At 71.5% G+C, this 23,632-nt stretch carries 21 protein-coding genes and 2 pseudogenes; 16 read left to right on the forward strand and 7 right to left on the reverse strand.

Annotated elements, in window-relative coordinates; genetic code table 11:
* Positions 1–128: 128 nt before the first annotated feature.
* The 8 genes and pseudogenes from J5X86_RS09280 to J5X86_RS09315 all read left to right on the forward strand — a co-directional run.
* Entirely contained in the window at positions 129–1,133 is a 1,005-nt protein-coding gene (locus J5X86_RS09280) for a PhoH family protein (RefSeq protein WP_093461702.1), read from the forward strand.
* Positions 1,134–1,145: 12 nt separating this feature from the next.
* Entirely contained in the window at positions 1,146–1,643 is a 498-nt protein-coding gene (ybeY, locus tag J5X86_RS09285; RefSeq protein WP_208516264.1) for an rRNA maturation RNase YbeY, read from the forward strand.
* On the forward strand, positions 1,640–2,950 hold the full coding sequence (locus tag J5X86_RS09290) for a hemolysin family protein (protein WP_208516265.1): 1,311 nt from the start codon (positions 1,640–1,642) through the stop codon (positions 2,948–2,950). Before ybeY ends, J5X86_RS09290 begins: the two co-directional genes overlap by 4 nt.
* A 446-nt stretch (positions 2,951–3,396) precedes the next feature.
* The gene (locus J5X86_RS09295; RefSeq protein ID WP_208516266.1) at positions 3,397–6,378 is read left to right on the forward strand and encodes an Ig-like domain-containing protein; all 2,982 of its coding nucleotides are present in this window, start codon (positions 3,397–3,399) and stop codon (positions 6,376–6,378) included.
* Positions 6,379–6,549: 171 nt separating this feature from the next.
* The gene (locus J5X86_RS09300) at positions 6,550–6,900 is read left to right on the forward strand and encodes a cytidine deaminase (protein WP_208516267.1); all 351 of its coding nucleotides are present in this window, start codon (positions 6,550–6,552) and stop codon (positions 6,898–6,900) included.
* A gap of 153 nt (positions 6,901–7,053) precedes the next feature.
* On the forward strand, positions 7,054–8,010 hold the full coding sequence (gene era, locus J5X86_RS09305; RefSeq protein ID WP_107439062.1) for a GTPase Era: 957 nt from the start codon (positions 7,054–7,056) through the stop codon (positions 8,008–8,010).
* 99 nt (positions 8,011–8,109) lie between these two features.
* Positions 8,110–8,208: pseudogene (locus J5X86_RS09310) on the forward strand (GTPase Era); the annotation flags it as partial.
* A 99-nt stretch (positions 8,209–8,307) separates the two neighbouring features.
* Positions 8,308–8,406, forward strand: a pseudogene (locus J5X86_RS09315) (GTPase Era); the annotation flags it as partial.
* A 52-nt stretch (positions 8,407–8,458) separates the two neighbouring features.
* Here J5X86_RS09315 and J5X86_RS09320 read toward each other — a convergent pair.
* Both J5X86_RS09320 and J5X86_RS09325 read right to left on the reverse strand, forming a co-directional pair.
* Positions 8,459–8,725, reverse strand: a complete 267-nt coding sequence (locus J5X86_RS09320; protein ID WP_078641349.1) for a protealysin inhibitor emfourin — start codon at positions 8,723–8,725, stop codon at positions 8,459–8,461.
* A 27-nt stretch (positions 8,726–8,752) separates the two neighbouring features.
* The gene (locus J5X86_RS09325; RefSeq protein WP_208516268.1) at positions 8,753–9,862 is read right to left on the reverse strand and encodes a M4 family metallopeptidase; all 1,110 of its coding nucleotides are present in this window, start codon (positions 9,860–9,862) and stop codon (positions 8,753–8,755) included.
* A 335-nt stretch (positions 9,863–10,197) separates the two neighbouring features.
* Here J5X86_RS09325 and leuA point away from each other — a divergent pair, with 335 nt between their 5' ends.
* The 5 genes from leuA to J5X86_RS09350 all read left to right on the forward strand — a co-directional run bounded on the left by leuA (position 10,198) and on the right by J5X86_RS09350 (position 17,752).
* Entirely contained in the window at positions 10,198–11,994 is a 1,797-nt protein-coding gene (leuA, locus tag J5X86_RS09330; protein WP_208516269.1) for a 2-isopropylmalate synthase, read from the forward strand.
* Between the two features lie 215 nt (positions 11,995–12,209).
* Positions 12,210–12,920 carry a TerB family tellurite resistance protein gene (locus J5X86_RS09335; protein ID WP_078641346.1) on the forward strand — a complete coding sequence of 237 codons (711 nt, stop codon included), beginning with the start codon at positions 12,210–12,212 and terminating at the stop codon, positions 12,918–12,920.
* A 226-nt stretch (positions 12,921–13,146) separates the two neighbouring features.
* Positions 13,147–15,390, forward strand: coding sequence for an MMPL family transporter (locus tag J5X86_RS09340; RefSeq protein WP_208516270.1), 2,244 nt, complete (start codon positions 13,147–13,149; stop codon positions 15,388–15,390).
* Between the two features lie 137 nt (positions 15,391–15,527).
* Positions 15,528–16,934: a sensor histidine kinase gene (locus tag J5X86_RS09345; RefSeq protein WP_208516271.1), complete on the forward strand. Its 1,407-nt coding sequence runs from the start codon at positions 15,528–15,530 to the stop codon at positions 16,932–16,934.
* Positions 16,931–17,752, forward strand: coding sequence for a response regulator transcription factor (locus J5X86_RS09350; RefSeq protein WP_279595176.1), 822 nt, complete (start codon positions 16,931–16,933; stop codon positions 17,750–17,752). The genes J5X86_RS09345 and J5X86_RS09350 overlap by 4 nt, the downstream gene beginning before the upstream one ends.
* Positions 17,753–17,800: 48 nt before the next feature.
* Here the strand turns inward: J5X86_RS09350 and J5X86_RS09355 are convergent, their stop codons facing one another.
* From J5X86_RS09355 to J5X86_RS09365, 3 genes are all read right to left on the reverse strand, one after another.
* On the reverse strand, positions 17,801–18,907 hold the full coding sequence (locus tag J5X86_RS09355; RefSeq protein WP_208516272.1) for a hypothetical protein: 1,107 nt from the start codon (positions 18,905–18,907) through the stop codon (positions 17,801–17,803).
* A gap of 98 nt (positions 18,908–19,005) precedes the next feature.
* Positions 19,006–19,197: a YegP family protein gene (locus J5X86_RS09360; protein WP_078647411.1), complete on the reverse strand. Its 192-nt coding sequence runs from the start codon at positions 19,195–19,197 to the stop codon at positions 19,006–19,008.
* A 156-nt stretch (positions 19,198–19,353) separates the two neighbouring features.
* Positions 19,354–19,998 (reverse strand): GNAT family N-acetyltransferase, encoded by a 645-nt coding sequence (locus tag J5X86_RS09365; protein WP_208516273.1) that lies wholly within the window; start codon positions 19,996–19,998, stop codon positions 19,354–19,356.
* A 102-nt stretch (positions 19,999–20,100) separates the two neighbouring features.
* Between J5X86_RS09365 and J5X86_RS09370 the strand changes: the two genes are divergently transcribed.
* From J5X86_RS09370 to J5X86_RS09380, 3 genes are all read left to right on the forward strand, one after another.
* Entirely contained in the window at positions 20,101–20,310 is a 210-nt protein-coding gene (locus tag J5X86_RS09370) for a helix-turn-helix domain-containing protein (RefSeq protein ID WP_078641341.1), read from the forward strand.
* On the forward strand, positions 20,310–21,050 hold the full coding sequence (locus tag J5X86_RS09375) for a Clp protease N-terminal domain-containing protein (protein WP_243979935.1): 741 nt from the start codon (positions 20,310–20,312) through the stop codon (positions 21,048–21,050). Before J5X86_RS09370 ends, J5X86_RS09375 begins: the two co-directional genes overlap by 1 nt.
* A 73-nt stretch (positions 21,051–21,123) precedes the next feature.
* The gene (locus J5X86_RS09380) at positions 21,124–21,672 is read left to right on the forward strand and encodes a GNAT family N-acetyltransferase (RefSeq protein WP_208516274.1); all 549 of its coding nucleotides are present in this window, start codon (positions 21,124–21,126) and stop codon (positions 21,670–21,672) included.
* Between the two features lie 23 nt (positions 21,673–21,695).
* Here the strand turns inward: J5X86_RS09380 and J5X86_RS09385 are convergent, their stop codons facing one another.
* Positions 21,696–21,962, reverse strand: coding sequence for a hypothetical protein (locus J5X86_RS09385; protein ID WP_243979936.1), 267 nt, complete (start codon positions 21,960–21,962; stop codon positions 21,696–21,698).
* Positions 21,959–23,305, reverse strand: a complete 1,347-nt coding sequence (locus J5X86_RS09390) for a S8 family serine peptidase (protein ID WP_208516275.1) — start codon at positions 23,303–23,305, stop codon at positions 21,959–21,961. The genes J5X86_RS09385 and J5X86_RS09390 overlap by 4 nt, the downstream gene beginning before the upstream one ends.
* Positions 23,306–23,632: the final 327 nt, after the last annotated feature.

The following is a 23,632-nucleotide window of genomic DNA, read 5'->3' on the forward strand; positions in this document are numbered from 1 at the left end:
GGTGATGAGTGGATGAGGAGTAAAAGTACTCGGGTCTTGTCGGTGCTCCGTCGTACCCTTGTAGCCAAGGTTGTCGAGCGGCGAGAACCCTTGTGCCAGGAGGTAGAAGCAGGCCAGAGAGCCGGCCCATGACGCAACCAACCACAGCACCGCAGGCGCATGCGCAGTTCACGGTCCCGAACAAGCACCCCATGGTCATGGTGCTGGGATCCGGTGATGCGCTGCTGCGTGTGATCGAGAACGCGTTCCCGGCGACCGATATTCACGTACGGGGCAACCAAGTCAGCGCCACCGGGGATCCGAAGGAAGTCGCCCTGGTCCAGCGTCTGTTCGATGAGATGATGCTGGTGCTCCGCACCGGTCAACCGATGACGGAGGATGCGGTGGAGCGCTCGATCTCCATGTTGCGCGCGGCCGAAAATGGAGAGGGCGGAGGGCAGGAGACGCCTGCCGAGGTGCTCACCCAGAACATCCTCTCCAACCGCGGTCGCACCATCCGTCCCAAGACGCTCAACCAGAAGCGCTATGTCGACGCCATCGACAAGCACACGGTCGTCTTCGGCATCGGCCCCGCGGGCACCGGCAAGACCTATCTGGCCATGGCCAAGGCGGTCCAGGCGCTGCAGTCCAAGCAGGTCACCCGGATCATCCTCACCCGGCCGGCGGTCGAGGCGGGGGAGCGGCTCGGCTTCCTGCCCGGCACCCTCTACGAGAAGATCGACCCGTATCTGCGGCCGCTCTACGACGCGCTGCACGACATGCTCGACCCCGACTCCATCCCGCGCCTGATGGCCGCGGGCACGATCGAGGTCGCGCCGCTGGCGTATATGCGTGGCCGGACGCTCAATGACGCGTTCATCATCCTCGACGAGGCCCAGAACACGAACCCCGAGCAGATGAAGATGTTCCTCACCCGGCTCGGCTTCGACTCCAAGATAGTGATCACGGGCGACATCACCCAGATCGACCTCCCGGGCGGGACCAAGAGCGGTCTGCGCCAGGTGCGGGAGATCCTGGACGGCGTCGAGGACGTTCACTTCTCCATGCTCACCAGCACCGACGTGGTCCGTCACAAGCTGGTCGGCCGTATCGTCGACGCATACGACCAGTACGACAGCCGCAACGGAAAGTAACCACGAACCCCCATGGCGATCGACGTCAACAACGAGTCCGGTATCGACATCGACGAGCGGGCTGTGCTCGACGTCGCCCGCTACGCGCTGGCCCGGATGCGTATCCACCCGCTCTCCGAGCTCTCGGTGATCGTCGTTGACGCCGACGCCATGGAGCAGCTGCACATCCAGTGGATGGACCTGCCGGGGCCGACGGATGTCATGTCCTTCCCGATGGACGAGCTGCGCCCGCCGGCCAAGGACGACGAGGAGCCCCCGCAGGGCCTCCTCGGGGACATCGTGCTCTGCCCCGAAGTGGCCAAAAAGCAGGGGGAGGAGGCGCCGACCGGGCACTCCATGGACGAGGAGCTGCACCTGCTCACCGTCCACGGCGTCCTCCACCTCCTCGGCTATGACCACGAGGAGGCGGACGAGCGCGCCGAGATGTTCGGCCTGCAGGCCGCCATCATCGACGGCTGGCGCGCGGAGCAGGGCCTGACCGGCCCCTCCCCGGCCCCCACCGTCCGATGAGCGCTCAGCTCGTCACCGCGACCATCCTGCTGGTCGTGGTGGCCTGGCTGGCGGCCTGCGCGGAGGCCGGTCTCGCCCGCACCACCCGGTTCCGGGCCGAGGAGGCCGTGCGCTCCGGGCGGCGCGGCAGCGCCAAGCTGATGCTCGTCGCCGAGGACCCCACCCGCTATCTCAATGTGGCGCTGCTGGTCAGGGTCGCCTGCGAGGTCGCGGCGGGCGCGGTCGTCACGTTCGCGAGTCTGCGCGAGTTCGACGAGACCTGGAAGGCGCTGACCGTCGCGATCGGCGTGATGGTCCTGGTGTCGTATGTGGCCGTCGGCGTCTCCCCGCGCACGATCGGCGCCCAGCATCCGCTCAACACCGCGACCGTCGCCGCCTATGTGCTGATCCCGCTGGCCCGGGTCATGGGCCCCATCCCGCCGCTGCTGATCCTCCTCGGTAACGCGCTCACGCCCGGCAAGGGCTTCCGTAAGGGCCCGTTCGCCTCCGAGGCCGAGCTGCGCGCCCTGGTGGACCTCGCCGAGCAGGAGTCGCTGATCGAGGACGAGGAGCGGCGCATGGTCCACTCCGTCTTCGAGCTCGGCGACACCCTGGTGCGCGAGGTGATGGTGCCGCGCACCGACCTCGTGGTCATCGAGCGCTTCAAGACCATCCGGCAGGCCCTCACCCTGGCGCTGCGCTCCGGCTTCTCCCGGATCCCGGTCACCGGGGAGAACGAGGACGACATCGTCGGGGTCGTCTACCTCAAGGATCTTGTCCGTAAGACGCATATCAACCGCGAGGCCGAAGCCGAGCTGGTCTCCACCGCGATGCGGCCCGCCACCTTCGTCCCGGACACCAAGAACGCGGGCGATCTGCTGCGCGAGATGCAGCAGGAGCGCAACCATGTCGCCGTCGTGATCGACGAGTACGGCGGCACGGCCGGCATCGTCACCATCGAGGACATCCTCGAGGAGATCGTCGGCGAGATCACCGATGAGTATGACCGCGAGCTGCCGCCCATCGAGGACCTCGGCGACGGCACCCACCGGGTGACCGCCCGGCTCGCCCTCGGCGACCTGGGCGAGCTGTACGGCACCGACCTGGAGGACGAGGACGTCGAGACGGTGGGCGGGCTGCTCGCCAAGGCGCTGGGCCGGGTGCCGATCGCGGGCGCCACGGCCGAGGTCGACGTCCCCGAGGGCGGCATCGACCCCGCGCTCAAGGCGCTGCGGCTGACCGCCGAGTCCCCGGCGGGCCGCCGCAACCGCATTGTCACGGTGCTGGTCGAGCCGGTCCGCGAGACCGCCGCGGCCGAGCCGGAGTAGCCCTGTAGCAGCCCCCACGCGCCCGTGATGCGGCCCCGTCCACACCCCGTGGGCGGGGCCGCGCCGTTATGCCGAGAAACCGGGCCGCACTGTCATGCCGCGAAACCCGCCCCTGCGCGCTCCCGCGGCACGCGCCGGGGCGCGGCACCCGACTGCGCGACAGCGGGCCGTCGCGCCAGCGCATCGGCAACGCGCGGGCCGCGCTGCGCCATACGAGTGGAATAGCCGTCCGCTCCCTGGCCCATCTGGCGTAGGCACCCGCTTACTTGCAGATACCGACTGGTGGGTCGCCCATACCTCTGTCGGGGGACAGTCGACTTGTCTTGCTTACGTAGACAGGTCGGCCGTATGGGCACCCCCGTGCAGAGGCCATGGCTCCGCGCTGCATGCGCCGCGCGGAGCCGGGCGGCTCATCCCCCTGAGATCAGGAAAGGGCGGCCGCTTCCATGTCCACCACCGCGGTGATCTCCACGCCGAATCCCTCCGTCTTCGGCCAATCCGTCACCTACACCGCCACCGTCACCGGCATTACCGCCGGGACCGCTCCGTTCGGAGACGTGACCTTCGTCATCACCGGCGGCCCGACCCTGGGCCCCGTGACGCTCACCCCCACCGGGCCCGACTCCGGTACGGCCAGCGTGACCGACTCGACGCTCGCCGTCGGCTCCCATGTGGTCACGGCGAACTTCGTCAATTCCACCGACCCACTGGACAATTCGTCCGGCACGACCATCCAGCAGGTCAACCAGTCGGCGACGGTCACCACCGTCACCTTCGTCCCGCCCGCGCCCGTCTGCGGGGAGACCGTGACGCTGACCGCCAATGTGGCGGCGGTGCCCCCGGGCAGCGGCACACCCACCGGTACGGTCACCTTCATCATCAGCGCGGACGGGCCCACGGTGACCGCGGCCCTCGACGGGGCCGGGAACGCCTCCGTCACCGTCCCCGCCCTGAGTGTGGGCACGCACCAGGTCGCCGCGTTCTACAACGGCGACACCAACTTCGCGGCTTCCAACTCGGCCTTGACGCCGCTCACCGTCAACCCGGCGGACTCGACCACGACCCTCACCGTGTCTCCTGCCGCGCCGGTCTGCGGTGAGGAGGTGACTCTGTGCGCCCAGGTCACCACGACGCCGCCCGGCACCTGTACCCCGACGGGCACGGTGACGTTCGACGTCGACGGTGTTCCGTTCGTCGTCGCCGCGCTCGACGCGAGTGGCCAGGTGTGCGTGACGACCAGCGCCATCCCGGTGGGGACTCACACCGTGACGGCCACCTACAACGGCAACGGGGATGTCGCGGGCTCGACCGACACCGCATCGGTCACGGTCGGCCAGGGAGCCTCGACCACCACGGTCACGGTGTCCCCGGCCGCACCGGTCTGCGGTGAGACGGTCACCATCTGCGCCCAGGTGACGGTGTCGCCGCCGAGCACCTGTACGCCCACGGGCACGGTGACCTTCGTGATCACCGGCGGCCCGACCCTGACGGGTGTGCTGGACGGGACCGGCCAGGCATGCGTGTCCACCAACGCGCTGACCGCGGGGTCTTACACCGTGACGGCCACGTACGGAGGCGACACGGGCGTCGCGGGCTCCACCGGCTCGGGGTCGGTCACCGTGGGGCAGGGCACGTCGACCACCACGGTGAGCGTCTTGTCCAGCCCGACCGTCTGCGGTGAGACGGTGACCATCTGCGCGGACGTGACCGTCGCGCCGCCGAGCACCTGCCTCCCCACCGGGAATGTCACCTTCGTGATCAGCGGCGGTCCGACCCTGACCGGCACGCTGGACGGGACCGGCCAGGCGTGCGTGACCACCAATGCCATCCCGGTCGGCACGCACACCGTGACCGCGACGTACGAGGGCGACGGGGGTGTCACGGGCTCGACGGGGACCGGATCCGTCACGGTGAACCAGGCGTCCTCGACGACCGCCTTGACCATCACGCCCAGCACGGTGTCATGCGGCGAGACGGTCCTTCTGTGCGCCCAGGTCACCACGACGCCGCCCGGCACCTGCGTTCCGACCGGAACGGTCACCTTCGCGATCGCGGGTGGTCCGACGCTGACCGGGGTGGTCGATGGGACCGGCCAGGCCTGCGTGACCACCAGCGCCATCCCGCCCGGCACCCACGCGGTGACGGCCACCTACTCCGGTGACACCGGCGTCGCCAGTTCGTCCGCGACCGGGTCCGTCACGGTCAACCAGGGCGTCTCGACCACGACGCTGTCCTTCCTGCCCAGCTCTCCGGTGTGCGGCCAGCCGGTGACCTTGTGTGCTCAGGTGACGGTTTCGCCGCCCAGCACCTGCACCGCGACCGGGACGGTGACGTTCACGATCGCGGGCGGTCCGACGCTGACCGGGACGCTCGACGCAAGTGGTCAGGCGTGTGTGACGTCCAACGCCATTCCGGTGGGCACGCATGCGGTGACGGCCACCTACGCGGGGAACGCCGGCGTCGCGGGCTCGTCGGCCTCCGGTTCCATCACCGTCGGCCAGGCCGCGTCCACGACCACGCTGACCATCACGCCCGCCTCTCCGGTGTGCGGCCAGCCGGTGACCTTGTGCGCGCAGGTGACGACGAATCCGCCCGGCACCTGCGCTCCGACCGGAACCGTGACGTTCGTGATCACGGGCGGTCCGACTTTGACCGGAACGCTCAACGCCAGCGGCCAGGCATGTGTGACGACCAATGCCATCCCGACCGGCGCACATGCGGTGACGGCCACCTACGGGGGCAACACCGGCGTCGCGGGTTCGTCGGCCTCCGGCACCGTCACCGTCGGCCAGGCGAGCACGACGACCACGCTCACCTCCTCGCCGAACCCGTCCGCGCCGGGCCAGAACGTGACCTTCACGGCCACCGTGGCCGCGGTGCCGCCTGCGACGGGCACGCCGACCGGGACCGTCACCTTCGTGATCAGCGGCGGGCCCACCCTCACCGGCACGCTCAACGCCTCCGGCGTGGCGACGGCCAGCACCAACGCCCTCACCGCCGGACCGCACACGGTCACCGCCACCTACGGCGGCGACGGCTGCTTCGGCGGTTCGACCTCACCGACGATCACTCAGAACGTGGTCGCGGCGCCGACCGGGACCACCGTGACCGCCACCCCGGCCACCATCCGGCTGCGATTCAACGGCACGCTGATCATCCCGACCCTGAGCGCGACGCTGAGGGACGCGTCGAACAACCCGATCTCCGGCCAGACCCTCACCTTCGTCGCCAACTCCGTGCTGGGCCCGATCCCGCTGGGCAGCGCGGTCACCAACGCCAGCGGCACGGCGACGCTCAGCAACGTGACCGTCCCGCCGACCGTGCTCACCGCCTCGACGTACACCGCCTCCTTCGCCGGTGCCCCGGGCCTGAGCCCGTCGTCGGGCTCGGCCTCGCTGACCTTCCAGCCGACGCCGATCCTCCCGTAAGGGCCTGACCGTAAGGGCCTGAGCACAACCGCACCGCGCAAGTCGCCCGCGCCGGGCCGCCGCACAGCGGCCCGGCGCGGGCTGCCGTGTGCCCGGGGCGGGCTCGGGGCCGGCTCCCCGTCCACCCCACCGGCGTCACCGCCGGTCAACGCCCCGCATATGCTCATCCGCATGAGCGAAGCAGCGGAGCTGGACCCCGAAGACCGCAAGATCATCACGCTGGCCCGCTCCGCGCGGGCCCGTAACTCCGTGGCGGAGGGCGCCGCCGTCCGCGATGAGACGGGGCGTACGTATGTCGCCGGGACCGTGGCCCTCGACTCGCTGAAGCTGAGCGCCCTGCGGACCGCCGTCGCCATGGCCGTGGCGAGCGGCGCCACGTCCCTGGAGGCCGCGGCCGTGGTGACCGAGGCGGAGAGCGCGTCGGACGAGGACCGCGCGGCCGTACGGGACCTCGGCGGGGCCGGGACGCCGGTGCTGCTGGCGGGCCTCGACGGCACCCTGCGGGCCACGCTCCCGGCCTGACCGACCCACCGGCCACCGGCGGTCGTACGAGGCCGGGACGACTGGCCGTACGAGGCCCGGGACGACCGGTCGTAGGAGGCCCGGGACGACCGGTCGTACGAGGCCCGGGACGACTGGTCCGAGCGGGCCGGGGTATCGGGGAGAATGGGGTCCATGACTGCCGGTACCTCCCCGTCCCCGACCGAGCAGCGGGAGACCCCGCACCGCTCGGGCTTCGCCTGCTTCGTCGGCCGCCCCAACGCGGGCAAGTCGACCCTGACCAATGCGCTGGTGGGGACGAAGGTCGCGATCACCTCGAACCGCCCGCAGACCACCCGCCACACCGTCCGCGGCATCGTGCACCGCCCCGACGCCCAGCTGGTGCTCGTCGACACCCCCGGTCTGCACAAGCCGCGCACCCTGCTGGGCGAGCGGCTCAACGATGTCGTGCGCACCACCTGGGCCGAGGTCGACGTCATCGGCTTCTGCCTGCCCGCCGACCAGAAGCTCGGCCCCGGCGACCGCTACATCGCCACCGAACTCGCGGGGATCAAGAAGACCCCCAAGATCGCGATCGTCACCAAGACCGATCTGGTCGAGTCCAAGCAACTGGCCGAGCAACTGATCGCCATCGACCGGCTCGGCACGGAGCTGGGCTTCGAATGGGCCGAGATCGTCCCGGTGTCGGCTGTCGGTGACAAGCAGGTGGGCCTGCTGGCGGATCTGCTGGTCCCGCTGCTGCCCGAGGGCCCGACGCTCTACCCCGAGGGCGACCTTACCGATGAGCCCGAGCAGGTCATGGTGGCCGAGCTGATCCGGGAGGCCGCGCTGGAGGGCGTACGGGACGAACTGCCGCACTCCATCGCGGTGGTCGTGGAGGAGATGCTGCCCCGCGAGGACCGCCCCGCGGACCGCCCGCTCCTCGACATCCATGCCAACCTCTATATCGAGCGGCCCAGCCAGAAGGGCATCATCATCGGCCCCAAGGGGCGCCGCCTCAAGGAGGTCGGCACCAAGTCCCGCAAGCACATCGAGGCGCTGCTGGGCACGCCGGTTTTCCTCGACCTTCATGTGAAGGTTGCCAAGGATTGGCAGCGCGATCCGAAGCAGTTGCGGAAGTTGGGGTTCTGAGGCTGGTCCTCACTGCCGGTCGGAGGCCGGTGCGGCCGTGTGAAGCCTGGGAGGCCCCCTGGGGCCGAGTGGTGCGAGGGCGGCAGGGGGAGGGGGTTCGAGGCGCTACTGGGTACGCCGGTCTTCCTCGACCTTCATGTGAAGGTCGCCAAGGATTGGCAGCGCGATCCGAAGCAGTTGCGGAAGTTGGGGTTCTGAGGCTGGCCCTCACTGCCGGTCGGAGGCCGGTGCGGCCGTGTGAAGCCTGGGAGGCCCCCTGGGGCCGAATGGTGCGAGGGCGGCAGGGGGAGGGGGTTCGAGGCGCTACTGGGCACGCCGGTTTTCCTCGACCTTCATGTGAAGGTCGCCAAGGACTGGCAGCGCGACCCGAAGCAGCTACGGAAACTGGGGTTCTGAGCCTGGGCCACGCGGCTGCGGAGACGGGGGTCTGGGCCCCCGTTGAGCGTCGCTACGCGCCTTCCTTCAGCACCGTGCGGATCAGTTCCCGCTGGGCGTCGCTCAGATGGGGGTCCGCGGCGTGGACGGTGCGGCCGTCGACGGTGATCTCGTACTGGAAGCCGTCGGGGACGCCGCGGGCGGCCGTGATGTGGCCGGTCTCGACGGCCTGGTGGGCCAGGGCGTCCAGATGCGTGGCGTCGGGCCGGCCGGTGGTGTCCAGCTCGGCCCGGCGCTCGATTCCGGCGAAACCGCCGGTGCGGGTGACGGAGATGCGCATGGCTCCATCACTACCCGATGGCGTGCTCTAGCGCGCGTCCACGCGGGCCCGCAGATCGGTGATGCCCACCCCGGCCCACGCCTCCTGCACCGCCGTCTGCTCCTCGCCCTCGCCGTAGCGGGCGTGCGCCGCGGCCACCGTAAGGTGGGCGAAGTCGGTGAACTCCGCGTCGGAGGCCAGATCGCCGCCGGTCAGCACGTCGAACCAGATCTGCCCGGCGCGCTCCCAGGCGTTGCCGCCCAGGGCGGTGGCGGCGAGGTAGAAGGCGTGGTTGGGGATGCCGGAGTTGATGTGGACGCCGCCGTTGTCGCGTGAGGTGCGGACGTAGTCGTCCATCGTGCCCGGCTGCGGGTCCTTGCCCAGCACATCGTCGTCGTACGCCGTGCCCGGGGCCTTCATCGAGCGCAGGGCCACTCCGGTGACCCGGTCCGTCAGCAGCCCCGCGCCGATCAGCCAGTCGGCCTGCTCGGCGCTGTGGCCGAGCACATGCTGCTTGACCAGTGAGCCGAAGACGTCGGACATCGACTCGTTGAGCGCCCCGGACTGGCCGAAGTACTCGAGGTTGGCGGTGTACTGCGTGACGCCGTGGGTGAGCTCGTGGGCCATGACGTCGACCGGGATGGTGAAGTCCAGGAAGACCTCGCCGTCCCCGTCGCCGAAGACCATCTGCTCGCCGTCCCAGAAGGCGTTGTTGTAGTCCTCGCTGTAGTGGACGCTCGCGTTCAGCGGCAGGCCGGAGTCGTCGATCGAGCGCCTGCCGTACGCCTTGAGGAAGAGCTCGAAGGTCGCGCCGAGCCCGTCGTAGGCGCGGTTCACCGAGTCGTCCCCGCTCGCCTGGTCGCCCTCGCCGCGCACCTTCTTCCCCGGCAGCGAGGTCTTGCGGTGGGCGTCGTAGATGGTGCGCTCGGGCTTGTCGGAGGGCGCGGCGGCCCGCGCGGCGGGGACCCCGCGCACGGTGGTGATCCGGCGGCGGGTGCGCTGCAGGGCGTCGTGCTCCAGAGTGCGGCGGGCGAGATCGGCCAGCGAGGCGTCCTCGGCATGGGACAGCTTGTCGAGGACATGCGGCGGCACGATCGTGCAGAAGGTGCCACGGCGGTGACTGCGGGCCTGCGCGGGGGCATTGGCGTTGGCGTCCATGGCTGGCAATGTCGCACCGTGTGAGGTAGGTGTCACGCCTTGCGGTCATGATTGCTGAAATCGAGTGGAAGATGTGTATTCCTCCGCAGACCATGTTTCGGTCCGCATGGTGATACGGGTTCCGCCGCTCCGGTGCGTGTCGGTTAGGCTGCTCGGCATCATGCGTTTCGGGCTGCTTCTTCTTAGCTGCCGCGGCGAGGGCCTGTAGTCGTAGGCCGACCCCCTCCCCGCGGAGTTCGGCGTTGCAGTGATCACGCCCTGTCGGCCGCCCCAGGACCTCCGCGACAACGGATTCGTCCTGTGGGCAGCGGATTACCCAAGGAGCCCCGCGCACCATGACGACTCACTCCGATACGCCCGGCCATTCCCAGACCTCCGGTAGTGCCGTCGGGCGTCCCACGCCCCTCACGGCCGCGACCGTCACCCAGCGCCCCTCCGGTATGCCGATCCATAAGTACGGCCAGTACGAGGCCGTCGACATCCCGGACCGCACCTGGCCGGACAACCGGATCACCGTCGCCCCGCGCTGGCTGTCCACCGATCTGCGGGACGGCAACCAGGCGCTGATCGACCCGATGTCCCCGGCCCGTAAGCGCGAGATGTTCGACCTGCTGGTGCGCATGGGCTACAAGGAGATCGAGGTCGGCTTCCCCTCCTCCGGCCAGACCGACTTCGACTTCGTACGGTCGATCATCGAGGAGGGCGCGATCCCGGAGGATGTGACGATCTCCGTCCTCACCCAGGCGCGCGAGGAGCTGATCGAGCGCACCGTGGAGTCGCTGCGCGGGGCGCACAGGGCCACCGTGCACCTGTACAACGCCACCGCCCCCACCTTCCGCCGCGTCGTCTTCCGCGGCACCCGGGAGCAGGTCAAGCAGATCGCGGTGGACGGCACCCGGCTGGTGGTGGAGTACGCCGACAAGATCCTCGGCGATGAGACGGTCTTCGGCTACCAGTACAGCCCGGAGATCTTCACCGACACCGAGCTGGACTTCGCGCTGGAGGTCTGCGAGGGCGTCATGGACGTCTGGCAGCCCGAGGAGGGCCGCGAGATCATCCTCAATCTGCCGGCCACCGTCGAGCGCTCGACCCCGTCCACCCACGCGGACCGCTTCGAGTGGATGTCGCGCCAGCTGTCCCGGCGCGAGCACATCTGCCTGTCGGTGCATCCGCACAACGACCGCGGCACCGCCGTCGCCGCCGCCGAGCTGGCGATCATGGCCGGGGCGGACCGGATCGAGGGCTGTCTGTTCGGGCAGGGCGAGCGCACCGGCAATGTCGACCTGGTGACGCTGGGCATGAACCTGTTCTCCCAGGGCGTCGACCCGCAGATCGACTTCTCGCAGATCGACGAGATCCGCCGCACCGCCGAGTACTGCAACCAGATGGAGATCCACCCGCGCCACCCCTACGCGGGCGATCTGGTCTACACCTCCTTCTCCGGCTCCCACCAGGACGCCATCAAGAAGGGGTTCGAGGCGCTGGAGGCGAGCGCCGCCGAGCAGGGCAAGACGGTGGACGAGATCGAGTGGGCGGTCCCGTACCTGCCCATCGACCCCAAGGACGTCGGCCGCTCCTACGAGGCCGTGATCCGGGTGAACTCCCAGTCCGGCAAGGGCGGCATCGCCTATGTCCTGAAGAACGACCACAACCTGGACCTGCCGCGCAGGATGCAGATCGAGTTCTCCAAGACGATTCAGGCCAAGACCGATGCCGAGGGCGGCGAGGTCACCCCGGGCCAGATCTGGGCGGCCTTCCAGGACGAGTACCTGCCGACCGACGACAACCGGTGGGGCCGGATCGCGCTGAGCAGCGCCCAGACGTCGACCACCAGCGAGGGCACCGACGCGCTCACCGTCGAGGCGGTCGTGGACGGCGCCGAGACGGTGCTGACCGGCACCGGCAACGGCCCGCTGGCGGCCTTCTTCGAGGCTCTGGCCTCGATCGATGTGGATGTACGGCTGCTGGACTACTCCGAGCACACCCTGAGCGAGGGTGCCGCGTCCCAGGCCGCCGCGTACATCGAATGCGCGATCGACGGGCAGGTGCTCTGGGGTGTCGGGATCGACGCCAACATCGTGCGGGCCTCGCTCAAGGCGGTCGTCTCCGCGGTGAACCGGGCGCGCCGGTGATTTTTCCGGTGCGTGGATGATCTCTCATCCGACGGATCCGACGGGTCCATCACCCCGTTGACCTTGTCACCCACACGGGCCCCGTTCACCATGCGAGGTGGGCGGGGCCTCGGGTTTGGCCTGTTGTCTCCGTTCGGGGTACTGACGTCACATCATGGATGTGGCTAGCATCACGTCAACGCGGCAACGTGGCCGAAGCGTTATGGAGGTGTGACGTGGTGCACCGGCGAGCCCGCCGTGACCGGGACCTGTGTGTGGTAGGCGTGCGCACTCTGTGGCGGACCGTCGGCGATGGTGAGTTCTTCTGCCCGGAATGCGGAGGCGACCGCAATTTCCGCCGCCGTACCGGCCGCCGTCGCATCGTGGTGCTCGGCCTGCCCGTGCTTCCACGCGGACCGGTCGCGCCCATCGTGGAATGCGCGGCCTGCGGCGGCCGCTACGGCACGGAGGTGCTCGACCACCCCACGACCATCCGCTTCTCCGCGATGCTCCGCGACGCGGTGCACACCGTGGCCCTCGCGGTCCTCGCCGCGGGCGGCACCGAGGCGACGGCGGTCCGGCAGGTCGCGGTCGGCGCGGTGCGCGCCGCCGGGTTCGCCGACTGCAGCGAGGACCAGCTGCTCGCGCTCATCGAGGCGCTCGCCGCCGACACCGGGCGGCTCCCGGGCGCGTGCGGCGAGCGCGACGGTCTGGACCCGTGCGGTACGGCGCTGGCCATCGAGCTGCATGAGGCCCTGGAGCCGCTGGCCCCGCATCTGGCCCCCACCGGCCGGGAGGCCATCCTCCTCCAGGGCGCCCGGATCGCCGTGGCCGACGGCCCGTACCGCCCGGCCGAGCGCGCGGTGCTGGAAACCGTCGGCCGGGCCCTGATGATCTGCCCCGACGACACGGCCCGGCTGCTGGCCGCGACGCGGGCGGCGTTCTGAAGTAGCCACTAGGGCGGCGTTCTGAAGTAGCCACAAGGGCGGCGTTCCGAAGCCGCCACAAGGGCAGCCGTCCTGAAACCACAAGGGCGGCGCTCTGAAACGGAGATTCCGGTTCGCCTCCCTACTCCCCAGGGAGTAATCGGCCCCGTCCCGCCCCCGGCGCAGTAGCCGCCATCTCCGTCGTCGGCGCGACGTATCGGCGCCCCCGCGCCGGAAGCCTGGGGGCATGCAGACGACATCGTCAGGGATCCCGAGCGATCCCCATCAATCGGACGCGGCACCGCCCTCCGCGGCCGGGCCGCCCTCCGGGCCCGGCGGCAAGCGGCGCCGCTCACTGCCCTGGGCGCTCATCGCGGGCTGGGTACTGCTGCTCCTCGTCGCCGTCTCCTTCGCGGGCAAGCTCGAGGGCGTCAAGCGGGACACGGCCGTCGACTACCTCCCGGCGGGCGCCGACTCCACCCAGGTGGCGCGGCTCCAGGAGCGGTTGCCCGGTGGTGACACCATCGACCTCGTCCTCGTCTACCACCGCGACGGCGGGCTGACCGATGCCGACCGTAAGGCGGCCGGCGGGAAGGTCGCCGAGGTGGCGGAGCGCCACGACATCGTCGGTGGGCAGGCGCCGCGCGCCATACCGTCCAAGGACGGCACGACCCTGATGTACCCCATGGCGCTCACCGGCGTGACGGACGAGAAGGAGCGGGCCGAGGCCGTCAAGGACGTCCGCGCCGAGCTCGCCTCCCACCCCGAGGGCCTGAGCGTCCAGGTCGGCGGTCCCGGGGCGCTCAGCGCCGATTCGCAGGAGGTCTTCGCCTCCACCGACGGCACGCTGATGTTCGCCACCGCCGGAGTGGTCGCCCTGCTGCTGATCATCACCTACCGCAGCCCCCTGCTGTGGCTGGTTCCTCTGGGGGCGGTCGGCGTCGCCGCCATGGCCGCGATGGCGATCGTCTACGGCCTCGTCCAGGGCTTCGACCTCGTCGTCACCAGCATGAGCTCCTCGATCATGACGGTGCTGGTCTTCGGGGCGGGCACCGACTACGCCCTGTTGATCGTCTCCCGCTACCGCGAGGAGCTCCGCCGCCACCGCGCCCCGTACGACGCGATGCGCGAGGCCCTGCGCGGCTGCGGTCCGGCCGTGCTCGCCTCCAGCGGCACCGTCGCCGCCGGGCTGCTGTGTCTGCTCGCCGCCGACCTCAACAGCAGCAGCGGACTGGGCCCGGTCGGCGCCGTCGGGGTCGTCTGCGCCCTGGCGGCCATGATGACGCTGCTGCCCGCGGTGCTGGTGCTGCTGGGGCGGCGGGTGTTCTGGCCGCTGATCCCCACCTACGGCAGTGAGCCGCGGGCGACCCGGCGCGGGTTCTTCGAGGCGATGGGCGGCTCGGCCCGCCGCCGGCCCGGGGCCGTCCTGCTCGGCGGTGCCGCACTGCTGGGCGCCCTCGCCATCGGCGTGCTCAATCTGCCCGGCGACCTCAAGCAGGAGGACACCTTCACCGACAAGCCCGAGTCGGTGGCCGCGACCCAGACCCTCGCCCACGCCTATCCGGGCAGCAGCAGCCAGCCCATCAGCGTGATGGCGCGCACCGCGGGGGCGGACGAGGTGCTGCGGCGGGCGCGCGACACGGAGGGGGTCGCGCGGGCGGACCGCGGGCGCAGCGGCGGCGGCTGGACGGAGATCGACGTCTTCCCCCAGAGCGCCCCGCAGTCGGCGGGGGAGACCGCCACCCTGCACGCCCTGCGCTCCGGTCTCGTACGGGTCGAGGACGCCGACGCGGTGGTCGGCGGGCCCAGCGCCCAGCAGCTCGATCTGAAGGACACCAACGCCCACGACCGGATGCTGGTCATCCCGCTGGTGCTGATCGCCGTGCTGCTGATCCTCGCGGCCCTGCTGCGCAGCCTCGTCGCGCCGCTGGTCCTGGTCGTCGCCGTGGTCGCCGTATGGGGCGCCGCGATGGGAGTCGGCGGGCTCCTCTTCGACCCGGTCTTCGGCTTCGCCGGGGTCGACCCCGGGCTGCCGCTGCTCTCCTTCGTCTTCCTGGTCGCCCTCGGCGTCGACTACGGCATCTTCCTGATGCACCGGATGCGAGAGGAGTCGCTGCGCGGGGCGGACGTCCCGGACGCGGCCGTGACCGCGCTGCGCACGACGGGCGGGGTGATCGCCTCGGCCGGTCTGGTGCTGGCGGCGACCTTCGCGGTGCTGGCCTCGCTGCCGATGGTGATGCTGGTCGAGATGGGGTTCGTGGTGGCGGTCGGCGTACTGCTCGACACTTTCCTCGTGCGGACGTATCTGGTGACGTCGGCGAGCCTGCTGCTGAAGCGGTGGGTGTGGTGGCCGGGTGCCCTCTTCCGCCGTACGCCCGCCTCGTCGGTCTCGTCCGGCTCGCCCGCCTCGTCGGCCTCCTCGGCGTCGGCCGGCCAGGGCGGCGCCTCCGGCCCCGAGGCCCGTCCCGAACCGGCCGTACGCGGCGGCTGAGGCCGCCTCTGAGCCCGGACCGGCCGCACAGGGGACGGCCGGTCCGGAACACCCCTCGCACCGCCCCCTGCGCCCCGCCCCCTGCGCACCGCCCTTTCGTACCGCCCTATGGATCGGCCCGAGGCGGATCCCCGAGGATGGAGCCCGTGCCCGCACCTTCCGCGACCCACCCCGCGACCGCCCCACCGGCGCACCCCGCCGCGCGCTCGACCGCGCACTTCACCGCCCACCGCGCGCTCGCCTCCGTGCTGCGCGCCCTGCACAGTGGCTCCCGCCCCGCCGAGACCCGGGACGAGGCCCGCAGGCGGCGGCGGGTGGACGCCGGGATCGCCGGTGCGGTGCTGGTCCTGCAGATCACGCTGGCCCTGCTCAACCTCGATCGGAACGGCCATCGCCCCGACGCGATCGGCTGGGCGCTGCTCACCGCCAGCGCCGTGGCGCTCGTCGGGCGGCGGCACAGCCCGATGGTGGTCACCGCGGCCGTGGTGCTCATGGTCGGGCCGTACCACGCCATGGGCAACGTCCATATCGCGGTCGTCCCGGCCGGGCTCCTCGCCGTCTACACCCTCGCCGTGATCGGCCCGCCGCTGCGGTCCTTCCTTACGGTCGGCCTCCTGCTCGCGAGCATGGTGACGACGATGGCCCTGGGCAACAACCTGCGGGCCGGCGCCGACATGCTGCGCAGCTCCGGCTGGGTGCTGTCGGTCGTGGTGATCGGCGAGGCGGTCCGTATCCACCGTAAGTACATCACCGCGATCCTGGAGCGGGCCGAACGCGCCGAGCGGACCCGCGAGGAGGAGGCGGCCCGGCGGGTCGCCGAGGAACGGCTGCGCATCGCGCGCGATCTGCACGATCTGCTCGCGCACAGCATCACCCTCATCGGCGTCCAGACCTCCGTCGCGGCGCATGTCCTGATCGCCGACCCCGAGCGGCTGGACCGCGAGGCGATGGCCAAGGCGCTCGACGCGATGGCCGACACCTGCCGGGACGCCCGCGCCGAACTCCGGGCCACCCTCCAGGTGCTCCGCGGGGGCGCGGACGGCGACGCCGACCACGCGGACGAAGAAGACATCGGCCCGCTGCCGGGGCTCGCCGGACTCGCCGACCTGGCCGCGGCGGCGGAGGCGGCGGGCGTACGCGTGGACCTTACGGTCGGCGTGGAGGGAGCCGAGCTGTCGCCCGCCGTGGGCGCCGCGGCGTACCGGATCGTGCAGGAGGCCCTGACCAACGCCGTCCGCCACGCCCCCGGCACACGGGTGCGGATCACGCTCGTACGGGACGAGGGGGAGCTGTACGTCGCCGCCGTGGACGACGGCCCCGACGGCGACGGTGAGCCCCTTACCGCGCCCACCGAACCGGGCTATGGCATCGTCGGCATGCGCGAGCGGGCCCGCAGCGTCGCGGGCACCCTGACCGCCGGACCACGCGAGGACGGCCCAGGTTTCGCGATCAGGGCCGCGCTGCCGTGGGGCAGGGGCGGCGCGCCCGGCGGCCGTACGGGCACTGGACAGACCGCCGCAGCGCCCAGGGAGGCCACCGCATGACCACCGCACCGGACCCGGCGCCGCGGACCGGCCCAGCGGACCCGGCGTCAGGCACCGCCCCAGTGGGCCCCGCCCCCGGGACCACCTCGCCGGATCCCGCCTCCCGAACCACCCCACCGGACCCGGCGTCCGGCACCGCCGCGCCGATCAGGGTGCTGCTCGCCGACGACCAGAGGCTGGTCCGTTCCGCCTTCGCCATGCTGGTCTCCTCGGCCCGCGACATGAACGTGGTCGGGCAGGCGGGCACCGGCCGCGAGGCCGTCGAACTGGCCCGCACCGCCCGCGCCGACCTCGTGGTCATGGACATCCGGATGCCCGATCTCGACGGCATCGAGGCGACCCGCCGCATCGCCGCCGACGAGGACCTCGCCGGTGTCAAAGTCCTCGTCCTGACGACCTACGACACCGACGAGCACATCGTCGAGGCGCTGCGCGCGGGCGCGTCCGGCTTCCTGGTGAAGGACACCCGGCCCGCCGAACTCCTGGACGCCATACGGACCGTGGCGGCGGGGGAGTCCCTGCTCTCGCCCGGCCCCACCGCCCGCCTCATCGCCCGCGTCCTGCGGCTCCCGGACGCCCCGCCGCCCGGCGCCCCGGCCCCCGCCGCACTGGCCGCGCTCTCCGAGCGCGAACGCCAGGTGCTCACCCTCGTCGCCCGCGGCCTCAACAACGCCGAGGCCGCCCAGACCCTCGGCCTCTCACCGCTCACCACCAAGACCCATGTCAGCCGCATCATGGGCAAGCTGGGCGCCCGCGACCGCGCCCAACTGGTCATCGCGGCCTACGAGTCCGGCCTGGTCACCCCGTCCCGCTCCTGACCGGGCGCGCCCCCACCGCGGGCGCTCGCTCCGGACGCCCCGCCCCTGTCAGTCCGCCTCCCGTCGCCCCCAGCCCTCCCGGTATGCCGCCCAGTCGTCGTCCGTCGCCGCGTAGTCCACGTACAGCGCCACCCCGAAGCGCTCACGCCGCCGGTCCTCGCGGCCGAGGCCGAGGCGGGCGCCGCGGACCGCCGCCGGGACGGTCTCGGCCCAGGCGTGCCGGCCGAAGTTGTTGGTGTGGTAGCCGGGGAGGCCCATCAGGAGATCCGTGGTCGGCGGGGTGACCTCGAGCGCGAGTTCCGTCTGCTGGGCCACATAGCCGCCGTAGAGGCTCTCCATCGGCATCGAGGTGTCGTACGACATCACCGCGATCTGGTCGACCCGCCGTGCCACCTGCCCGAAGTACGACTGCGACCACCACTTGGGGTGGCCGGTGAGGAACCCCGCGACCGAGTGCAGGGCGGGCAGCGGGTCGATCTGGTGGGCCGCGACCGACAGCGGGACGTGGCGGGGACGGGTGAGGGCGTGCAGCGCGTCGAGGAGGGCGAGGTAGGCGCGGTCCTCGGAGTGCAGCGGCTCCAGGTCGAAGTGGACGCCGTCGAACCCCGCGTCCAGCACCTGCCGCGCCGAGGCCACGATCCGCGTGTGGTTGTCGCCGTCGGCGAGGCTGAGCCCGGTCGGGCCCTCGGTGTCCAGAACGTCGCCGAGCCACGCCTGGACGCGGACGCCCGGCAGTTCGCGGTGCACCGCCTTCAGCAGCCACCCCGCTTTCGGGTAGCGCCCTTGGGGCAGGGTGCCGTCATGCTCCAACGGGCCCGCGTGGACGTACAGATCGCGGATCCCGGTGCCGCGCACCCGCCGCGCCAGCCCTTGGAGTTCGGCCTCGCCCTTGCGGCCGTCCACCCAGGCGTGTCCGAGCCATACGGCGTCCCGGCCCCGGGTCTGCGTACCGGGCCCGGGATCGCCCGCGTACAGCAGCCGCAGGGAGATCCCGGCGGCGAGTACGGCCAGCACCAGGCAGCCGACGAAGGCGGCCACGATCCGCTTGGGCCATTTCAGCCGCGGATGGCGCCAGCGCCGCAGGAACGCCTTGCGCAGACGCCGGAGCGAGGCGCGCCCCTTGGCCAGAGGCTTCGATATATGAGGTTTGACCACGGAAGGGAGGGTAACCAGCGCCGTGCGAACGCGGTTGCCCGCACGAGGTCACGGCTACCCGGCCCTCTCCGGCCTGTCCCTGGCCCGGCCCCCCGCGCTTACATCTTGTCGCTCGGGATTTCCTTGATCTCGGCCGTCGGGGCGTTCTTCTTGACGGATTCGACGCCCTTCTGCGCGGCCGACTTGGACTCGTAGGCTTCGCCGACGGCGATGATCTCGCCGTTGCCCGCCTTCAGCCGGAAGCGGTGCTTGCCGCCCTTGTCCTCGTAGATCTCGAACTTGCCCGCCATGGATGCCACCTCCATTAGCCGCACCGACCCCCTCAAACCACCGTAGAGCGGGCGATGCGGCCTCGCACTCTCGCATCAGGGCGCATCAGAGGGGCACCGAGTCCCATCGAGTCCCATCGAGGCCCATCAGGGTCCAATCAAGGTCCATCAGTCCCATCACGGAGCGCCGAACAGCGTGCGGCACGGCTCCAGTCCGCCCATCTCGACCGGGGTGGTGCGGTGTTCCTCCCAGGCCGCGCGGTCCAGCCGCAGCCGCTGAATAGTGCGTGCCTCGCCTCTTACGGCGACCACGGACAGCCCGTCGGGGCGGTAGCCGAGCCGCCGGGAGACCCCCAGCGAGCGGCCGTTCTCCACCATCGCGCCCGAGGTCAGCGACAGCGCGCCCAGGCCCTCGAACGCCAGGTGCGCCACCGCCGCCCGCATCTCCGTGCCCAGGCCCTTGCCCTGATGGGCGGCGCCCAGCCAGGAGCCCGTCTCGGCCTCCCGCGTGACCGCGAATTCGGTCGCGAACAGGTCCTGCCGCCCGATCACGGCGCCCTCGTACAGCACCGCGAGGCTCAGCGTCCACTTCTCCGGCCGCCACTCGGCGATCGTGCCCAGCAGATGCTGGAAGGAGCTGCGTCCGCGCTCCTCCGGGGGGGCGTCGGTCCAGGGAATGCTGAAGGGCATCTCGGCCGGGTCGTGCACCCCGTCCGCCGCGACCGCGGCGAGTTCGTCGAGCAGGGCGATGTCGGGAAGTCGCAGTTCCAGGTGTGGCGTACGAAGGCGAAGCCCGTACAGGGGCCAGTAATGGGGGTCCATGACGGGAGGCTGCCGGACGTACGGCCGCCGCGTCGAACCAATTACGGGCTCATTCGTCAACCCATGTTGACGGCGAGCGGGGCGTCAACTTACATTGACAGCATGACCGAAGCAACGGATCTCGCCGAGCGCGCGGGCGACCGGGACCCCCGGGTCGGACTGCGTGCCGTCGCCGCGCTGCGCCGGTTGCTGGAGCAACTGGAAGCCGTGCAGGTGCGCGGCGCCCGTGCCCAGGGCTGGTCGTGGCAGGAGATCGCCGCCGAACTGGGCGTCAGCAGGCAGGCGGTCCACAAGAAGCACGGGAGGCGTTGATGTTCGAGAGGTTCACCACCAGTGCCCGCGAGGTCGTACGCGGCGCCGTCCGCCACGCGGAGGACACCGGGGCCGACACGGTCGGCGAGGCCGAGCTGCTGCTCGCGCTCCTGGACCGTACGGACAGCGGCCGTACGGGCGGCAGCGGTGCCGACGGCAGCCGTACGGAGGACGGCGGCAGTCATACGGAGGTTCCCGGCGGCCGTAAGGACGGCGGCCGTGCCCGCAGCGACCGTAAGGGCAGCCCCGCCGCCGAGGTTCTCACCGCCCTCGGCGCGCACGGCCGACGCGCCTCGATCGAGCGGGCCCTGGCCGAGGTCCGCCGACGCGGGGGCATCACCGGCGCCGATGCGGAGGCGCTCGCCGGGCTCGGCATCGATGTGGACGAGATCGTCGCGCGGGTGGAGGAGGCCCATGGCGTGGGCGCCCTCGCCACGGCCGGATCCACCCCCGGATCCACCCCCGACTCCACCCCCGAATCCGCTCCCGGATCCACCTCCGCACGCGCTGCCCGCCGCGGCAGGCGTCCGCTGCGCCGCCCGTTCTCCCGGGAGGCCAAGTCGGTGCTGGAGCGCTCGCTGCGGATCGCTCTCGCCCGCGGCGACAAGCACATCGGGGATGAGCATCTGCTGCTCGCCCTCACGGCCCGCCCCGGTGTCGCCGCGCATGTCCTGGCCGACCACGACGTGACGTACGTCCAGGTCGAACGGGCCCTCTCCGCGCGCGCCACGAAGGGCTGACCCGGGAGCCCGTCCCGCGCGACGGCGCACAATTGGTTTGCTCCCGCACCGTGTTGGGACGCATCCTGACCCGATGTTGATCCGACGAGAGACCCGCTCCGACATCGACGCCATCCGGGCCGTCACCTCGGCCGCGTTCGCGAAGCCGGACACCTCGGATACCACGGGCACCCCGGACACCCCGGTCCCGGTCGAGACCACGCTGCTGGACGAACTCCGGATCAGCGACGGCTGGTTGCCCGCCCTGTCGTGCGTCGCCACTGGCGACCGTGACGAGGTGATCGGACATGTCGTCTGCACCCGCGGCCATGTCGGCTCCGACCTGGCCCTCGCCCTCGGTCTCGGACCGCTCAGCGTGCACCCCGCCCATCAGCGCCGCGGCGTCGGCCAGGCGCTCGTCCACGCGGTGCTCGGTGCCGCGGACGCCTTCGGTGAATCGCTGGTCGCCCTGCTGGGCAGCCCCGCCTACTACGGCCGGTTCGGCTTCCGCCCGTCGACCGACTACGGCATCACGGCCCCGGACCCGGCCTGGGGCGACTACTTCCAGGTCCGGACCCTGACCGCCTATCAGCCCACCCTCAAGGGGGCCTTCGCGTACGCCGAACCGTTCAACCACGTCTGAGCCCGCACCCCGCGGCCTGCGGCTCACTGGATCGGCGAGTCGGGCGGCGGCGGAAGCCGGACGATCTGTTCCCGGTCCACCGACTCGACGCCGTCCACCACCGCCAGGACCGGGATCCGGTCCTCGGCGATGGTCCCGGACAGCGAGCCGAGGATCTGCTGCTCACCGGTGACCGTCAGCCCGACCCGGCGCGCGGCCTCCACGACCTGGGCGAACCGGTCCGGGTCGACCGAGAGGATGACCCCGACCGGCCCGGACCCCGCCGCCTGCCCCACAGCGTCCCCGCTCATGGGGCCTGGAGCAGACCCGAGCCGACGTCCGCGGCCGGTTGCGCCAGCGGATGGGCCCCGGACCGCAGACGGGTGCTGAGGTCGGCCGCCGAGGCCTCCGGATGCGCCTGAGCCAGCAGTGTGACGACACCGGCGGCATGCGGCGCCGCCATACTCGTGCCGCTCATCGTCTGGTACGTCCCGCCGGGCGCGGCCGAGAAGATGTCGACCCCGGGCGCCGCGATATTGACCTCCCCGCCCTCTCCGTTGATGGCGCCGCAGGAGAAGAACGCGGTCCCCAGGTCCTTGCCGAGCGCCGCCACCGCCAGGATGGACGGGCAGTTGGCGGGCCGCCCCACCGGCGCCAGGAAGCCGGGGCGCCGACTCTCGTTGCCCGCCGCGGCCACGATCACGGTGCCGCGCCGCAGCGCGCGCCGCGCCACATTCTCGTAGGTCTGCGGGAACAGTTCCCCGGGCTCCACCGGAGCCCCGAGCGACATGGAGATCACCCGGGCGCCCTGGGAGACCGCCCAGGCCATCCCCGCCAGGATCTGGCCGTCGGACCCCACGCCCTGGTCGCTGAGCACCTTGCCCACCAGCACCCCGGCCTCACCGGCCACGCCGTACCGCGGCGCGTGCCCGGGCTTGGCCGGACCGGCCACCGTGCCGACGCAGTGGGTGCCGTGGCCATGGCCGTCCTCGACACTCGCCCCGGACACGAAGGAGGCCGTCGCCTCGACGCATTCGGTCAGATCCGGATGGTCGGTGTCCACACCGGTGTCGAGCACGGCGACCTTCACCCCGCTGCCCGTCAGATGCGACCAGTTGGCGCGGATCCCCTGGAGCCCCCAGGTGGTGTTCTGCTCGTCCCACGCCGGTCCCAGTGAGGTGGCGAGCTCGGCCCGGGTGTGCCGGGTCACCTCGTCCTCGTCGCTGCGGTACGTCGGGAAGAAGCCGGTCAGCGTGTGGTGCGGCTCAGTGATCACCGACGCGTACACCACGCGCTCCGGCTCGGTCGCGATGATCGTCGGCTCCGCCTCCGCCGTGGTGACCAGCGCATGGCGCTGGTCCGGCTGTACATCGACGACGGCGACGCCGAGTTCGTCGAAGACCACCGACACATCAGGCCGCGCCAGCAGCTCCGCCGCCCCGGGTTCCGCCCCGCGGACGCGTTCCACGGACGCGATCCCGACGGACGAGCGCAGCGCCTCCATCCCGCGCTCGGGTTCCTGCTGATCGAGCAGGACCACATACCGCCCGGTGTACTCCGTCGGCTGCGTCCCCAGCGGCAGCCCGGGCCGCTGCGGCCGCTCCCCGTTCGGGCCGTTACCCATGGGCCCCACGGGCCCAGGTCCGTTCGTCATTGCCTTCTCCGCTCCTGTGCGCGGTCGCGGTCAGTGCGTTCCCCCGGATCGCGGACACGCGCCACTGCGCGGAAAGCCAGGCCCTAAGGACGACGGTCCGGTGCTCCCGTGTACCGACGCGGTCCTGTGCGTCTTCTTCAGCCCCCGCGTTCTCCCACACCCCCGTGTCCCCCTTATGTCCACCGTCACCCCGCACGTGGGGGGGCCGCAACTTGGAGCCCGGGGGCCGTCCCGCCAGAAAGCGGGGCTCTCAGCCTCGCGGCCGCGGCCACCGCCGCCCGGTGGGCGACGACGGCGGCGGCGCGTGTCGGTGACGACGCGCCCTGC

It is taken from the genome of Streptomyces sp. NEAU-YJ-81 (assembly GCF_017592595.1).
Taxonomy (GTDB): domain Bacteria; phylum Actinomycetota; class Actinomycetes; order Streptomycetales; family Streptomycetaceae; genus Streptomyces; species Streptomyces hygroscopicus_B.

What these genes read in the sequence shown, in the direction of transcription:
- J5X86_RS09280 (WP_093461702.1), top strand. Translation starts at nt 129, where the DNA reads ATGACGCAACCAACCACAGCACCGCAGGCGCATGCGCAGTTCACGGTC.
- ybeY (WP_208516264.1), top strand. Translation starts at nt 1,146, where the DNA reads ATGGCGATCGACGTCAACAACGAGTCCGGTATCGACATCGACGAGCGG.
- J5X86_RS09290 (WP_208516265.1), top strand. Translation starts at nt 1,640, where the DNA reads ATGAGCGCTCAGCTCGTCACCGCGACCATCCTGCTGGTCGTGGTGGCC.
- J5X86_RS09295 (WP_208516266.1), top strand. Translation starts at nt 3,397, where the DNA reads ATGTCCACCACCGCGGTGATCTCCACGCCGAATCCCTCCGTCTTCGGC.
- J5X86_RS09300 (WP_208516267.1), top strand. Translation starts at nt 6,550, where the DNA reads ATGAGCGAAGCAGCGGAGCTGGACCCCGAAGACCGCAAGATCATCACG.
- era (WP_107439062.1), top strand. Translation starts at nt 7,054, where the DNA reads ATGACTGCCGGTACCTCCCCGTCCCCGACCGAGCAGCGGGAGACCCCG.
- J5X86_RS09320 (WP_078641349.1), bottom strand. Translation starts at nt 8,725, where the DNA reads ATGCGCATCTCCGTCACCCGCACCGGCGGTTTCGCCGGAATCGAGCGC.
- J5X86_RS09325 (WP_208516268.1), bottom strand. Translation starts at nt 9,862, where the DNA reads ATGGACGCCAACGCCAATGCCCCCGCGCAGGCCCGCAGTCACCGCCGT.
- leuA (WP_208516269.1), top strand. Translation starts at nt 10,198, where the DNA reads ATGACGACTCACTCCGATACGCCCGGCCATTCCCAGACCTCCGGTAGT.
- J5X86_RS09340 (WP_208516270.1), top strand. Translation starts at nt 13,147, where the DNA reads ATGCAGACGACATCGTCAGGGATCCCGAGCGATCCCCATCAATCGGAC.
- J5X86_RS09345 (WP_208516271.1), top strand. Translation starts at nt 15,528, where the DNA reads ATGGAGCCCGTGCCCGCACCTTCCGCGACCCACCCCGCGACCGCCCCA.
- J5X86_RS09350 (WP_279595176.1), top strand. Translation starts at nt 16,931, where the DNA reads ATGACCACCGCACCGGACCCGGCGCCGCGGACCGGCCCAGCGGACCCG.
- J5X86_RS09360 (WP_078647411.1), bottom strand. Translation starts at nt 19,197, where the DNA reads ATGGCGGGCAAGTTCGAGATCTACGAGGACAAGGGCGGCAAGCACCGC.
- J5X86_RS09365 (WP_208516273.1), bottom strand. Translation starts at nt 19,998, where the DNA reads ATGGACCCCCATTACTGGCCCCTGTACGGGCTTCGCCTTCGTACGCCA.
- J5X86_RS09370 (WP_078641341.1), top strand. Translation starts at nt 20,101, where the DNA reads ATGACCGAAGCAACGGATCTCGCCGAGCGCGCGGGCGACCGGGACCCC.
- J5X86_RS09375 (WP_243979935.1), top strand. Translation starts at nt 20,310, where the DNA reads ATGTTCGAGAGGTTCACCACCAGTGCCCGCGAGGTCGTACGCGGCGCC.
- J5X86_RS09380 (WP_208516274.1), top strand. Translation starts at nt 21,124, where the DNA reads ATGTTGATCCGACGAGAGACCCGCTCCGACATCGACGCCATCCGGGCC.
- J5X86_RS09385 (WP_243979936.1), bottom strand. Translation starts at nt 21,962, where the DNA reads ATGAGCGGGGACGCTGTGGGGCAGGCGGCGGGGTCCGGGCCGGTCGGG.
- J5X86_RS09390 (WP_208516275.1), bottom strand. Translation starts at nt 23,305, where the DNA reads ATGACGAACGGACCTGGGCCCGTGGGGCCCATGGGTAACGGCCCGAAC.